The organism is Arsenicicoccus cauae, from assembly GCF_009707125.1.
GTDB classification, from domain to species: domain Bacteria; phylum Actinomycetota; class Actinomycetes; order Actinomycetales; family Dermatophilaceae; genus Arsenicicoccus; species Arsenicicoccus cauae.
The window spans coordinates 208,257-222,260 of record NZ_WLVL01000040.1 but is presented as its reverse complement, the minus strand read 5'-3'; the positions used below and the strand labels follow the sequence as shown (position 1 = coordinate 222,260).

Genomic DNA, 14,004 nt, shown 5'->3' with positions numbered 1-14,004 from the left:
TCCTTCGGGGCGGGGTGCGCGCGGACGCGCCGTCTCGTCCACCCTAGTGCCCCGAGCTGCCCGGGCTGGAGTGCCACAGCTTGCGCGGCGGCGTGCGGTGGGCCTCGCCCTGGTCGCCCCCCGCAGGCCGGATGTCGGCATAGGGCGACTGCTCGAACCCCGACGCGTGGCGCAGGACCCGACGCGGGCGGGGTCCGGCCGTGCCGGTGGCCCGCTCGGCCTCGGCGGCGAGCTCCCGGGCCTCGGCGTCGCCGCGGGCGAGCAGGTCGTGCACGCCCCGCGGCCCGTCCTGCAGCCAGGCCTCCCACAGCGCCCCGAGCTCCCAGCAGCCGGTCGCCCGCAGCGAGATCCCCCGGGGACCGGTGCGGCGCACCTCGCCCCGCACGAGCAGCATCCAGGAGTGGAAGACGGTGGCGGCGTAGGGCCCCTGGACGTCCTCGAAGAAGGTCGCATCGACCGGCCCGGTCGTGTCGTCGAGCGTGAGGAAGACGACTCGCCGCCCCGAGCGGACCGGTGGGGTCTGGGTGGCGACCTTGACACCGGCGACGTGCACGACGGCACGGCTGCGGCACCCCAGGAGGTCCGCGGACCGCACGACGCCCAGGGCCTGCAGCATAGGGGCGTAGGGCTCGAGGACGTGCGCGGTCGCGTCGAGCCCCAGCACGTCGAGCTCGGCGCGCACCCGCTCGGTCTGGGTCATCTCGGGCAGACCGCTGCCCACGGTCAGCGTGGGCTCGTCCCCGAGGTCGAGGGACAGCTGGACGGGTTGCTGCCCGGCCGGGACGACGGGAGCGTGCTGCCGGGACTGGCGCGCAGCGGCGGAGCGCACGTCCGGCGCGGCGAGCCTCAGGTCGGCGCGCTGCGGGTAGGCGGCCTGTCGGTCGGGGACCGTGGGTGCGCTCCCCCGGCGACCACGCGGCGCCCTGCGCGCCGTGGCCCGGCTGTAGCGCTCGAGCTCGGCCACGTGCAGGAGCAGGTCCCGGCGGGTGACCTTGCCGCGACGGCCGAGCCCGGCGACCGCCCGGTGGCCCGACAGGCCGTAGAGCGAGTCGAGCGCCCCGGCCATCACCAGCCGCTCGAGGACAGGACGCGAGGGCTGGGCGCGGTTCCACACATCGGCCAGCGTGACGTAGGGCCGGCCGGCGACCAGGCGCTGCACCTCGGCCTCGCTGATGCCCTTGACGTCCGACAGGGACAGCCGGATGCCGTAGGCCCGCCCGTCGGGCAGGTCGGGGTGGACGGGCCGGGAGCGGGTCTGCTGGTCGAGGATCTGCGGTGGAGGCTCCTCCCAGGGCGCGACCTTCTCGACGCGGTAGGTGTCGTCGGAGGCGTTGACGTCCAGGCCGAGGACCGCGATGCCGAGGTTGCGGGCATCGTCGAGGATCAGTCGCTTGGGGTACATCCCCGGGTCGTGGGTGAGCACCCCGGCGAGGAAGGCCGCCGGGTGGTGGGTCTTGAGCCACGCGGACTGGTAGGTCGGCAGGGCGAAGGCCGCCGCGTGCGCCTTGCAGAAGCCGAACGACGCGAAGGCCTTGAGGACGGCCCAGATGCGGTCGACGTCGTCCGGGGAGTAGCCGCGTGCCGCCGCTGCCGGGCGCCACCAGGCCTCGACCTCGACCTGACCTTCAGGGGATCCCATGGCGCGGCGGACCTCGTCCGCCTCGGCGAGCGTCACGCCCGCCGTCTCGGCGACGATGCGGAGCACCTGCTCGTGAAAGACCACGACGCCCGCGGTCTCGCACAACGCGGGCACGAGGGTCTCGTGCAGGTGGTCCGGCTCCGACCAGCCCTGACGGGCCCGCAGGAAGGGGGTGATCATGTCGGACTTGACCGGTCCCGGACGGAACAGCGAGATGTCGATGATGATGTCGTCGAAGCTCTCCGGCCCGAACTTGCCGATGAGCTCGCGCTGCCCGGGCGACTCGATCTGGAAGCAGCCGAGGGTGTGGGTGCTCCGGATCAGGCGGAAGGTCGCCTCGTCGTCCAGCGGCACCTGGGCCTGGTCGTCCAGGTCGATGCGGATCCCGTCGACCCGCTCGACCTCGGCCACGGCGTGCGCCATCGAGGACTGCATGCGGATGCCGAGGACGTCGAGCTTGAGCAGTCCCATGGCCTCGACGTCGTCCTTGTCGAAGTGGCTCATGGGGAAGCCCAGCCAGCTGGCCTCGACCGGCGTGCGGTCCAGCAGCCCGGAGTTGGACAGCACCATCCCGCACGGGTGCAGGGCGACGTGCCGGGGCAGCCCGTCGACCCGCTCCACGAGGTCGAAGAAGGTCTGCAGCCGTGGCGCGTCCAGGCCGCTGGCCCGCAGCTCGGGCAGGTCCGCGATGGCGTTGCGGGCGTCCCGGGCGCGGATGTGGGGAAAGGCCTTGGCGATCGCGTCGACCTCGATCGGGGGCATGCCGAGCGCTCCCCCGACGTCGCGGACGGCATGGCGCACCCGATAGGTGTCCATCATCGACACGCAGGTCACCCGGTCGCCGCCGAAGCGCTGCAGGACGCGCTCGTAGATGGCGGTGCGCCGGTCGGACTCCACGTCGATGTCGATGTCGGGCAGCTGCGCCCGCAGCGGCGAGCAGAAGCGCTCCATCAGCAGGTCGTGGCGGATCGGGTCGACGCCGCTGATCCCGAGCAGGTAGTTGACCAGGCTGCCGGCGCCCGACCCGCGCGCCGCGACCCGGCCGTCCATCTCGCGGATCAGGTCGCACACGGTCGCGACGGTGAGGAAGTAGGTCGGATAGCCGAGGCCGGCGACGACCCCCAGCTCGTCGTCGAGCCTGGACTCGATGGCCCTGCGCTCGCTGTCGCCCGCGTCGGGATAGCGGGTCAGCAGCGCACCTCGGCAGCGCTCGTCCAGGACGGCCTGGGGGGACTGCCCGGGCCGTATGCCGAGGATGCCGGGCTCGGGCAGCTGCACGGACCCGATCCCGAGGTCGCGGCGCGCGTCGAGCCGGCAGTCGTCGGCCACCCGCAGCGTGGCGCGCACCAGCTCGTCGGCACGAGCCCGGTCCCCGCCGCACGCCTGGCGGGCCAGGGCGAGCATGTCCGGGGTGGAGGCGAGGTGGCCGAGCGTGGTCACTCGGTCGAGGTGCCGGGTGTCCAGGGCGACCAGGCGGCGGGCGGCGTCCAGGACGTCGGCCGTCACCGCGTCGTCGGGGCGGCCGTGGCGCACGGCGGCGGTCAGCACGGCGGGGACCCCGACCTCGTCGGCGAGCGCGAGCAGAGCGGCCGCCTGGCGGCGGCTGCCCACGGATCCCGGTGGCCCCTCGTGCAGGACGACCTCGACGACGAGCGCGTCCCCGGGCAGCGCGTGCCGCCACCGCTCCAGCAGCTGCCGAGCCTGGTCGGACCGACCTCGCAGGATCGCCCGGCCCACGTCGGAGTCCGGTCCGACCAGCACCGTGAGGGCGTCGGCGTGCTCGGCCACCAGCACGCGGCTCGTCACCGGCTCGCCCCGCTCGCCCGCCAGGTGGGTCGCCGACACCAGTCGGCACAGCCGCGCCCAGCCGCGCCCCTGCTCGACCCGGGATCGCCCCCGGGCGAGCACGGTGACCCGGGGCAGCCTCGGGTCCACGACGGCACCGCCACGCACCGGGGTGCGACCCACCGGCCGGATGCGCTGCCCGGCGACCTCGCCCAGCGCGAGGTCGGACCCGAGGATCGGGTCGACGCCCCGGGCCAGGCAGGCCTGGGCGAACTTCACGGCGCCGTAGAGACCGTCGCGGTCGGTCAGCGCCAGCGCGCCCTGCCCGTGCCCCGCGGCAAGGTCGACCAGGTCGGCCGGCGGAGTGGTGCCGTAGCGCAGGGAGCAGCCGGACGCCACGTGCAGGTGGACGAAGTCATCGGCCACCGGTGACCACCTGCAGGGACGGCAGCGGCGCGTGCGGTGGGGCCCCGAGGGCGGACTCGACCAGGGCGAGGAAGGTCTCCGAGGCCCGGACCAGGTCGTCGGCCTCGCGCGCCGAGACGTGGCCGCCCCGCTCGGCGACCGCGCGGCGGCTCGCCGACGCGGCGTAGAACGCGGCCCACTCCCCCAGCTCGGGTGCGGCGGCCGGCAGCAGCTCCCACACGCTGCGGGGCCGCCCCCGGCCCGGCACCGGTCCCCTGGCGGCGAGCAGCGCCGCGCCGGCGCGCAGGCCCGACAGGTGCGCCGCGACGTAGCGGTCGGCGGTCGTGCCCGCGCAGGTCGCCTCGGCGAGGGCGGCGTAGGCGCGGTCGAGCAGGTCGAGCGTCGCCGTCGTCAGCGGCGGCCGCGTGCTCGTGGCGATCGTGGCGGTCATCGTGCACCTGCTTTCGTCATACGGTCTGGTCGGGGAGAGCCGGCCGGGAGGGCCGGCCGCAGAGGTGGGAAGGGGCTTAGTCGGAGAGCCGGACGAGCTGCCAGCGCGAGCCGCGCACCGCCAGGTCGTAGACGCCGAGGGAGCCGGAGCGGCCGGGGGCCGCCTCGACCCGCCAGACCTCCTCCTCGAGGTCGGCGGGGGTGATGGACCGGGTGTCGGGCACCTCGCGCCACCAGGGGCGACGCTCGCGCCAGTGGTCGACGACCGAGCGCACGTCGTAGAGGCGCCCCCGCCAGATGAACTGCACCGGCCGGCCCTCCTGCCTGAGCTCGTACCTGACCTCGATGGTGTCCTCGCACCGCCTCATGACCGCTCCTCCTTCGAACAACCGACCCACCTGACCGAACATGTGTTCGATGAAGAGAACTCTAGGGCCGACCACCGACAGACCCCACCCCCCCTGTCACCCACTTGCGCATCGGCGCTGGTCAGTCCTTCCCGACTACGTTCGAATCCCCCTCCGGCGGGACCCGGACCGGATACGGTGGGGCGTCGCCGACGACACCACGCACGAGCACCGAGCAATCACGAGCACCGAGCCATCACAAAGCACCGAGCACGCAGGAGGACGCATGGGGACCGAGCTGCTGCCGATGGTCTTCACCAGCGGCTGGGCGAGCGGCATCAACGCCTACGCGGTGGTGCTCGTCATGGGCCTGGCCGGGCGGTTCTTCTCGATCGACCTGGTCCCGCACGTGCTGACCCGCACGGACGTGCTGGTCGCCGCCGCGGTGCTGTTCCTGCTGGAGATGTTCGCCGACAAGATCCCCTACCTCGACTCCGTGTGGGACGGCGTGCACACCTTCGTGCGCCCCGCTGTGGGAGCGACCCTCGGCTACCTCCTGGCCGGGCACGAGGGGTCGGGTCTGGAGCAGGCCTTCGCCGCCGCGACCGGTGGCTTCAGCGCCCTGGCGAGCCACGGCGTCAAGGCCGGGATCCGCGCGGGGGTCAACGCCTCGCCGGAGCCGGTCAGCAATGTCGCGATCTCCTCGGCGGAGGACGTCGCCGTCATCGGGGTGATGACCCTGGCCACCGAGCACCCCTGGGCCGCCGCGGCCGTCGCCGGCGTCCTGCTGCTCGCCGGCATCGTCGCCGTGGTCTGGCTGCTGCGCCGCATCGCCCGGCTCAAGCGGAGGTACGACGACTGGGGCACCGGCGCCGGAAGGGCAGACCCCTCCTAGGTCAGTGCCCCAGGTTGGCAAAGACCTCGAGCGTCGCGGTCGACCGGTTCATCGTGTAGAAGTGCAGCCCCGGAGCGCCCTCGGCCATGAGCCGGGCGGCGTGCTCGGTCGCGATCTCGACCCCCACCTCGCGCACGGCCTCGGCGTCGTCACCGACCGCCTCCAGCCGGGACGTCACGGCGACGGGCAGGGCCGATCCCGACAGCTCCGCCATGCGCGCGACCTGCCTGGCCGACGTGATGGGCATCAGGCCGGGGATGATCGGGAGGGTGCCGCCGCGGGACGTCACCATGTCCCGCAGCCGCAGGTAGTTGTCGACGTCGAAGACCATCTGCGTCACGGCGAAGTCCGCGCCGGCCCGCTGCTTGGCGACGAGCACGTCGGCGTCCTGCTCGAGCGAGGCCGACTCGGGATGCTTGTCGGGGAACGCCGCCACCCCCACCGTGAAGCCGCCCAGGTCACGGACCAGGGCCACCAGCTGGTCGGCGTGGTCCAGCCCCTCGGGATGGGCCACCCAGGGGGCGCCGAGGCCGCCCGCGGGGTCACCGCGCAGCACCATGACGTTGCGGATCCCGGCGTCGGCATACGCCCCGACGACGCTGCGCAGCTCGGCCCGCGAGGAGGCGACGCAGGTCAGGTGCGCCATGGGCAGCAGGGTCGTCTCCTCCGCGATGCGCCGGGTCACCCGCACCGTGCGGTCGCGGGTGGACCCCCCGGCGCCGTAGGTCACCGACACGAAGGACGGGCGCTTCTTCTCCAGGTGGCGGACCGCCTCCCACAGCACCTGCTCGGACTCGTCGTCCTTGGGCGGGAAGAACTCGAAGCTGAAGCTCGTCCCCTCGGCCCGCAGCATGTCCGGGATGGAGATGCCGGAGAGGTCGCGAGGAGCGAGGAAGGACGAGCCCGGTGCCATGGCCGCGACTCTAGGTGAGCCGACCGCGTAGGCTCGGGCTGCACCGACATGTGGGCACCCCCGTGTCGCCGTACCCACCGCGCCGCAGGGCCGCACCGACGGAGGATGCCGGGATGACCACCGCAGGGACCGAGATCGTCGACCTGGCGCAGCTGCGTCACCGGGTCCAGGCCGAGATCGACGAAGAGATCGCCCTGCGCACGTCCCAGCTCGCGCCCGTGGGCCGCGACACCCGACTGCTCGTCGACGCGATCGCGGACCTGCTCCGCGGGGGCAAGCGGCTGCGCGCCGCCTTCTGCTACTGGGGCTACCGCGCCGCCGGGGGCGATGACAACGAGGCCATCGTGCGGGCGGCCGCCGCCATGGAGCTCTTCCAGGCCGCCGCGCTGATCCACGACGACGTCATGGACGACAGCGACACCCGGCGCGGCCTGCCGTCCGCGCACCGTCGGCTCGCCGCGCACCACGCGGAGCAGCGGTGGGAGGGCCTGTCGGAGCGGTTCGGGGTGGCCGGGGCCATCCTCGCCGGCGACCTCTGCCTGACCTGGACCGACTCGATGTTCGCGGGCTCCGGCCTGAGCCGGCACGAGCTGCAGGGCGCGCGGCCGGTGTTCGACGAGATGCGGACCCAGCTCATGGGCGGGCAGTTCCTGGACGTCCTCGAGGCGGCGCGCGGCTGGGACCACCTCACGACCGAGCAGCGGCTGCGGCTGGCGCACCGCGTCATCACCTACAAGAGCGCGAAGTACTCCATCGAGCACCCCCTGGTCATCGGGGCGGCCGCCGCGGGCGCCAAGCAGGGCGACCTCAAGAAGCTGGGCGAGTTCGGGCTGGCGGTGGGGCAGGCCTTCCAGCTGCGCGACGACCTGCTCGGCGTCTTCGGGGACCCGGTGACGACCGGCAAGCCCGCCGGCGACGACCTGCGCGAGGGCAAGCACACCGTCCTCGTGGCGCACACCCTGGCCGCCCTCGACGAGGAGCGCGCGGCGAGGTTCGCCCGCCATCTCGGCGACGCCGCCGTCGACGACGAGACGGTGGCCTGGATGTGCGAGACGATCCTCGCCGCGGGGGCGGTCGACGCCGTGGAGCGCGACATCGACCGGCTCGTGCAGCAGGGCCTGGAGCGGCTCGACGACACCGCAGCCCTGCTCGACGAGGGTCGGCAGGTCCTCGTCGAGCTCGCGGCCTACGCCACGACCCGCACCAGCTGACGGGGTCGCGACCGGCCGCCGGTCCTCAGCCGTATGCCGGGAGGTGCCCGCAGCGCCGGGGCACCCTCAGAAGGCCAGCTCCTGGGCCCGGCGGCGGATCTCGGTGCGGTGCCCCGCGCGCAGGTCGCCGACCGGGGTGCCGGTGCGCAGCGTGTCGTCAGGCTCGTGGAGCCAGGCGATCGCCTCGGCGTCGCTGAGCCCGGAGTCGTGCAGCACCGAGAGCGTGCCGCGCAGCAGGTGCAGCGGAGCGCCGTCCTGCAGGAAGGTCGAGGGGACGCTGACGACCCTGCGCTCGCCGCGGCGCACCGAGGCGAGCTCGCCCTCTGCGAGCCACGACCGGACCGTCGACAGCGGGACGGCGCACGTCTCGGCCACGTCGGGCACGGTGACCCATCCGGGAACGAGCTCGTCGAGGCGGGCGAGGAGGACCTGGTCAGGGGCTGCGGAGCGACTCACGTCCCCTAGGGTGCCATGCGCTCAGGTCGACGCGCACGGGTGCGCCATCCGGGTGACCGTGCTTCACTGGTGAGTGATGGATCGTTCAACGTGCCGCGGCCCGTCGCCGCCCAGCAGGCAGGGGACGACCCGAGCAGCCTCCTGATCCGGACCCACCGACCGCAAGGACCCCCGATGCCCCTCATCGCCGGAATCGCCGCCGTCACGATCGCCGCCGCGGTCGTCCCCAGCACCGCCTCGACCACCCCGCCGGCCGCCGCCGCCGGCACCGTGGCTGCGGGGGACTACGTCGTCCGCCGTGGCGACTCGACATACACCATCGCCCGTCGTGCCGGCACCACGGTGCAGGCCGTCGTCGCGGCCAACGCCCTTCCCGCCGGTGGACGACGCATCCACCCGGGCCAGCGGCTCGTGATCCCCGTCCCCGGCGCCGCGTCCGCGACCAAGGCCGCCGCCCCGACGACGAGCGCGCCGATCAGGCGCGTCCAGGCAGCAGCGCCGGCGTCGCCGACCGCGGCACGCCGTGCGGCAGCCACGCCGAGGCCCGCCCCGACCACCTCGCGGGCCGCGCAGCAGGCCCAGGTCCGCGCCCTCATCGAGCAGGTGGCCGCCGAGCACGGCGTCGACCGCCGCCTCGCCCTCGCCGTGGGGCTCCAGGAGTCCGGGTGGCGCCAGGACGTCACGTCCCACGTCGGCGCCCGCGGCGCGATGCAGGTGATGCCCGCCAACGCCCGATGGGCCTCCGCCCTCGCGGGGCGGCGCCTCGATCTCGGCGACGCCCGCGACAACGTGACGGCCGGCGTGGTCATCCTCAAGCAGCTGCGGGCGACCGCCGGGAGCGAGGACGCCGCGATCGGCGCCTACTACCAGGGTCTCCCCTCGGTGACGCAGCGCGGGATGTACCGCGAGACGCGGCGCTACGTCGCCTCGGTCAAGGCACACCGGTCCCGGATGTGAGGCCGCGGCGGCTCCCCCGCCTAGGATCGGACGGTGCCTCGCCCCACCGACCTCACCGCCCCGGGACGGGTGCTGGACGGGCGCTACCGCCTGGTCCGGCACATCGCCGACGGAGGCATGGCGTCCGTGTGGGAGGGCCTCGACGAGCGCCTCGACCGTGAGGTCGCCGTCAAGATCTTGCGGAGGGGCCTGACCGACGACGAGTCCTTCGCCTCGAGGTTCCAGCGCGAGGCCCGGTCCGCGGCCCGCCTCAACGACCCCCGCATCGTCGCGGTGTTCGACCAGGGCGTCGACCACGACGACATGTTCCTCGTCATGGAGCTCGTGCCCGGGCGCACCCTGCGCGAGGTCGTCCACGCCGAGGCGCCCCTGACGGTGCGCGCGGCCCTGGACCTCGTGGTGCCGCTGGCCGAGGCGCTCGGGGTGGCCCACCAGGCGGGCATCATCCACCGGGACGTCAAGCCCGAGAACGTCATCATCCGCGACGACGGCCGCGTCAAGGTGGCGGACTTCGGTCTGGCGCGGGCCGTCACCGCCCAGACCGTCACCGCCGCCAGCAGCACGATCCTCGGGACCGTGTCCTACCTGTCCCCCGAGCAGGTCGAGCGGGGCATCGCCGACGCCCGCAGCGACGTCTACGCCACCGGCCTCGTCCTCTACGAGCTGCTGACGGGGCAGAAGGCCTACGAGGGCGAGTCCCCGATCCACGTGGCCTACCAGCACGTGCACGGCAGCATCCCCGCGCCCAGCGAGGCCGTCCCCAGCGTGCCGGCCGTGCTGGACGAGGTGATCGCCTGGGCCACCCACCGCGACGCCGGTGAGCGCCCCGCCGACGGGGCGGCTCTCGCGGCGCGGCTGCGCGAGGTCCGGTCGGCGCTCGGGCCGGACGAGCTCGACGCCAGGCCCCGCGAGCCGGAGGCCGCCGCCGCCAGGGCGACCCCGACGGTCGCCATACCCCGGTCCGGCGCAGCCGGCTCGGCCCGACCCATCCCGACGCCGGTGCAGCCGGGCGCCCCCGCCGGGGCCACGCGCGGCGCGACCCCACCCGTCGGCGGCCCGCGTGGCCCACGGCGGCTGCGCCTGCTGGTGCCCCTGCTGGCGCTCCTGCTGCTGGTGGGCGGCGGCGCGGCGTGGTACCTCACGCAGGGCCCCGGCGCCCCCACCACCGTGCCGACCCTCACGGGCATCCCCCTCACCGAGGCCCAGGCCCGGCTCGCCGCGGCGCACCTGGACGCGTCCGTCGAGGAGACCTATGACGAGCAGGTCCCCCAGGGCTCGGTCATCCAGGCCACGCCGGGCGAGGGCACGCGGCTGCACCGCACCGACGACGTGACCCTCGTGGTGAGCCGCGGCCCCGAGCGCCACCAGGTGCCCCAGGTGCGGGGGACCCCGACCGACGCGGCGCGGCAGTCGCTCGAGGGTGCCCGCCTGGCCGTCGGGGCGGTGACCGAGGCCTACGACGAGCAGGTGCCCGCGGGCCAGGTGGTCTCCACGGACCCGGCCGCGGGCACCTCGCTGCGCCCGCTCACCAAGGTGTCCCTCGTCGTCAGCAAGGGCCGTCGCCCTATCCCGGTGCCCTCCCTGACGGGGCGCACCGCGGCCGAGGCGCGCCGCGCCCTCACGACCGTCGGCCTGACCTATGCCGAGGGCCCCGAGCGGGTCTACTCCACCACCGTGCCCGAGGGATCGGTGACCCAGCAGTCCCCCGCCGGTGGCACCCTCCACCAGGGCGACCCGGTCACGGTGACCCTGTCCAAGGGGCCTGAGATGGTGGACGTGCCGTCCGTCAGGGGGCGCAGCAAGGACGACGCCGTGGCCGCGCTGCGGGCCGCGGGGTTCCAGGTGCGCGTCTCGTCACCCCTGGGCGAGGTGTTCGGCCTCGTGTCGCAGCAGCGGCCCTCCGGGGGGCGCGCCCCCAAGGGCAGCACCGTCACCGTCGTGGTGGTCTGAGTGGCGGACGCGGCCTCCTCGAGACACCGCGACACCCCTCGCCCCGGGGTCGCCACCATGGCCCTGGTCGCTGTGACGGCGGTGTGGGGCTCGACCTTCTACCTCATCCACGACCTGCTCGGCTCCATGGACGCGGTGGACTTCCTGGCCGTCCGGTTCACCATCGCGGCCGTGTGCCTGCTCCTGCTCTTCGGCCGCAGCCTGCGGACCCTGGACCGGCGCGCCTGCGTGGCCGGCGTGCTGCTCGGCCTCGTCTACGCCGTCGCCCAGGTCCTGCAGACCGTGGGGCTCGCCCATACCGCGGCCTCCCGGTCGGGGTTCATCACCGGCCTGTACGTCGTCCTCACTCCCGTGCTCGGGGCCGTCCTGCTCCGCGACCGGGTCGGCCGCGCCACCTGGGTCGCCGTGGTGCTGTCGGTCCTGGGCCTCGCCGTCCTGTCCCTCGGTGACGTGGCCTCACCGGTGGGCCTCGGCGAGGCGCTCACTCTCGCCTGCGCCGCGGTCTACGCCATCCACATCCTCGGCGTCGCGAGTTTCTCCACCGCCGAGCTCGCCACCGCCCTGTCGACCGTCCAGATGGTCGCGCTCGCGGTGGGATGCTCGGTCGTGGCCGCGGTCGACGGCGTGGGTCTGCCACCCAGCACCGGCGCCTGGTGGGCCGTGGTCTACATGGCGGTCGTGGCCGGCGCCGGCGCGCTCTGGGCCCAGACCTGGGCGCAGGCCCACCTGAGCGCCAGCCGCGCAGCGATCGTGATGACGCTCGAGCCGGTCTTCGCCGCCGGCTTCGCCGTCACGCTGGGCGGGGAGTCGGTGACCTCGCGGATGGTGCTCGGCGGCGGTCTCGTCCTGGCCGCGATGTATGTCGTGGAGCTCGCGGGCCGCCGTGGTCGCGGGGCGGACGACCCTCCGCTGGAGGCGCTGCACCACGAGCCGTGAGCCCACCCGCGCGTCGACCGGCCGTGCAGACAGGTCCGGCGGGCGTGCGCTCACGCTCACTCCTGGTAGGAGTACCGCTCCTGCCGCCATACGTCACCCACCAGGTGATAGCCGCGCTGCTCCCAGAAGCCGCGCACCGGCTCCCGCAGGTAGGCGATCTCGCCGACCCACTTGGGGCCCTTGTAGCCGTAGAGGTGCGGCACGACCAGGCGCACCGGACCTCCTCGCTCGGCGGCCAGGGGGTCGCCGTTGCGGTGCGTGGCGAGCAGCGACCGCGGGGAGATCAGGTCGTCGAGCAGCAGGCTGGCGCTGTAGCCGTAGGTCGCCGAGACGAGCACGTGGCCCGCGCCGTCGGCCGGGGGCGCGAGGTCCACGACGTGCCGCACCAGGACCCCCTCCCACACGACGTCCTGGCTGGTCAGCTTGGACACGCAGTGCTGGTCAGCCACCAGGGTGTCACGCGGCAGCGCCTGCAGGTCCTCCCAGGTCAGGACCCGATCCGGCCCGGCCGTCTCGCCGACGATCGACAACGTCCACGTCTCGGGCGAGAGCACCGGCACCCGTCCGTAGTGCTGCACCGGCAGCTCCGCGACGAGCCGTTGCCCGGGGGGCACGGTGCGCGGCTCGGTGCGAGGCATGCGACGAACTCTCTCACATCTGCCCAGGTGCGGCTCAGGACCGCTGGGCCAGCATCTCGGCCACGAGAAAGGCCAGCTCCAGGCTCTGCTGGTGGTTGAGCCGCGGGTCGCACACCGTCTCGTAGCGCGCCGACAGGTCGGCGTCCTCGATGCGGATCGACCCGCCTGTGCACTCGGTGACATCGTTGCCGGTGAGCTCGACGTGCATGCCACCGGGGATCGTGCCGAGGTCGGCGTGCACCTCGAAGAACCCCCGCACCTCGTCGACCACGTCGTCGAAGTCGCGGGTCTTGTAGCCGCTCGCGCTCGTGTGGGTGTTGCCGTGCATGGGGTCCGTCACCCAGGTCACCAGGACTCCCTCCTGCTGCACCCGCTCGACGATGGGCGGCAGCGCCTGTCGGATCGTGCCGGCCCCCATGCGCGTGATGAAGGTCAGTCGGCCGGGACGACGCTCGGGGTCGACCTTGTCGACGATCGCCATCACGTCGTCGCCGGTGGTGGAGGGGCCCAGCTTGACGCCGACCGGGTTGTGGATGCGGGAGACGAACTCCAGGTGGGCCCCGTCGAGCTGGCGGGTGCGCTCGCCGACCCACACCATGTGGCCGCTCGTGTCGTAGGCGACCCCCGTGCGGTGGTCGATCCGGGTGAGCGCGCGTTCGTACTCCAGCAGCAGCGCCTCGTGGCTGGCGTAGAACTCGACCGACCGCATCGCGTCGAAGTCGGCGCCGCAGGCCAGCATGAACCGCATGGCCTTGTCGATGTCGCGCGCCATGGACTCGTAGCGGGCGTACTCGGCGTTGGCGGAGAACCCGCGGTTCCACGCGTGGACGTGCCGCAGGTCGGCGAACCCGCCCGTGGTGAACGCCCGCACGAGGTTCAGCGTCGCGGCGCTGGCGTGGTAGCCGCGGACCATGCGCTGCGGGTCGGGCCGGCGCGACTCGGGGGTGAACTCGAAGTCGTTGACCATGTCGCCGCGGTAGGCCGGGAGCGTGACCTCCCCCCGCGTCTCGGTGTCCGAGGAGCGGGGCTTGGTGTACTGCCCCGCCATACGGCCGATCTTGACGACCGGCACGCTGGCGCCGTAGGTGAGGACCGCCGCCATCTGCAGCAGGGTCTTGACCCGGTCCCGGATGTTGTCCGCCGTGGCGTAGGCGAAGGTCTCGGCGCAGTCACCGCCCTGCAGCACGAAGGCCTCGCCGCGGGCCGCCGAGGCCAGCCGGTCGGTGAGCTGGTCGCACTCCCCGGCGAACACCAGCGGCGGCATCGAGCGGAGCGTGTCCACCGCCGCCTCCAGCCCGGACCCTTGCGGCCACGACGGCTGCTGGGCGGCGGGCAGGTCGCGCCACGCGTCGAGGGCCGTCAGGAGCTCGGGAGCGGGTTGGGTACTCACGGCCACAGCCTACGGCCCTCGCCGCACGCACC

The 14,004-nt window shown here is 74.0% G+C and carries 12 protein-coding genes; 5 read left to right on the top strand and 7 right to left on the bottom strand.

Features of this window, described 5'->3' with window-relative positions:
• Positions 1–43: 43 nt before the first annotated feature.
• From GGG17_RS13135 to GGG17_RS13125, 3 genes are all read right to left on the bottom strand, one after another.
• Positions 44–3,850, bottom strand: coding sequence for a DNA polymerase III subunit alpha (locus GGG17_RS13135; protein ID WP_311966679.1), 3,807 nt, complete (start codon positions 3,848–3,850; stop codon positions 44–46).
• Complete coding sequence (locus GGG17_RS13130) at positions 3,840–4,280, bottom strand: SAV_6107 family HEPN domain-containing protein (RefSeq protein ID WP_154594137.1); 441 nt, start codon at positions 4,278–4,280, stop codon at positions 3,840–3,842. Before GGG17_RS13130 ends, GGG17_RS13135 begins: the two co-directional genes overlap by 11 nt.
• 76 nt (positions 4,281–4,356) lie before the next feature.
• On the bottom strand, positions 4,357–4,647 hold the full coding sequence (locus GGG17_RS13125) for a DUF6504 family protein (RefSeq protein ID WP_154594136.1): 291 nt from the start codon (positions 4,645–4,647) through the stop codon (positions 4,357–4,359).
• Positions 4,648–4,912: 265 nt separating this feature from the next.
• Between GGG17_RS13125 and GGG17_RS13120 the strand changes: the two genes are divergently transcribed.
• Positions 4,913–5,521 carry a DUF4126 domain-containing protein gene (locus GGG17_RS13120; RefSeq protein ID WP_154594135.1) on the top strand — a complete coding sequence of 203 codons (609 nt, stop codon included), beginning with the start codon at positions 4,913–4,915 and terminating at the stop codon, positions 5,519–5,521.
• A 1-nt stretch (position 5,522) separates the two neighbouring features.
• Here the strand turns inward: GGG17_RS13120 and metF are convergent, their stop codons facing one another.
• Positions 5,523–6,434 carry a methylenetetrahydrofolate reductase [NAD(P)H] gene (metF, locus tag GGG17_RS13115; protein WP_154594134.1) on the bottom strand — a complete coding sequence of 304 codons (912 nt, stop codon included), beginning with the start codon at positions 6,432–6,434 and terminating at the stop codon, positions 5,523–5,525.
• Positions 6,435–6,547: 113 nt separating this feature from the next.
• Between metF and GGG17_RS13110 the strand changes: the two genes are divergently transcribed.
• Complete coding sequence (locus tag GGG17_RS13110; protein ID WP_154594133.1) at positions 6,548–7,645, top strand: polyprenyl synthetase family protein; 1,098 nt, start codon at positions 6,548–6,550, stop codon at positions 7,643–7,645.
• Between the two features lie 66 nt (positions 7,646–7,711).
• On the opposite strand, the gene GGG17_RS17260 is transcribed toward GGG17_RS13110, so the two are convergent.
• Positions 7,712–8,101, bottom strand: coding sequence for an Rv2175c family DNA-binding protein (locus GGG17_RS17260; RefSeq protein ID WP_288799996.1), 390 nt, complete (start codon positions 8,099–8,101; stop codon positions 7,712–7,714).
• A 174-nt stretch (positions 8,102–8,275) separates the two neighbouring features.
• Between GGG17_RS17260 and GGG17_RS13100 the strand changes: the two genes are divergently transcribed.
• From GGG17_RS13100 to GGG17_RS13090, 3 genes are read left to right on the top strand one after another with little or no spacing between them, the layout of a single operon-like run.
• On the top strand, positions 8,276–9,058 hold the full coding sequence (locus GGG17_RS13100) for a LysM peptidoglycan-binding domain-containing protein (RefSeq protein WP_154594132.1): 783 nt from the start codon (positions 8,276–8,278) through the stop codon (positions 9,056–9,058).
• A 33-nt stretch (positions 9,059–9,091) separates the two neighbouring features.
• Complete coding sequence (gene pknB / locus GGG17_RS13095; protein ID WP_154594131.1) at positions 9,092–11,008, top strand: Stk1 family PASTA domain-containing Ser/Thr kinase; 1,917 nt, start codon at positions 9,092–9,094, stop codon at positions 11,006–11,008.
• Positions 11,009–11,065: 57 nt separating this feature from the next.
• On the top strand, positions 11,066–11,944 hold the full coding sequence (locus GGG17_RS13090; protein ID WP_154594130.1) for a DMT family transporter: 879 nt from the start codon (positions 11,066–11,068) through the stop codon (positions 11,942–11,944).
• A gap of 56 nt (positions 11,945–12,000) precedes the next feature.
• On the opposite strand, the gene GGG17_RS13085 is transcribed toward GGG17_RS13090, so the two are convergent.
• Complete coding sequence (locus tag GGG17_RS13085; protein WP_154594129.1) at positions 12,001–12,582, bottom strand: molybdopterin-dependent oxidoreductase; 582 nt, start codon at positions 12,580–12,582, stop codon at positions 12,001–12,003.
• 34 nt (positions 12,583–12,616) lie between these two features.
• A complete protein-coding gene (locus tag GGG17_RS13080; protein ID WP_311966678.1) occupies positions 12,617–13,978 on the bottom strand; it encodes a class II 3-deoxy-7-phosphoheptulonate synthase in 1,362 nt (453 codons plus the stop codon).
• Between the last annotated feature and the right edge of the window lie 26 nt (positions 13,979–14,004).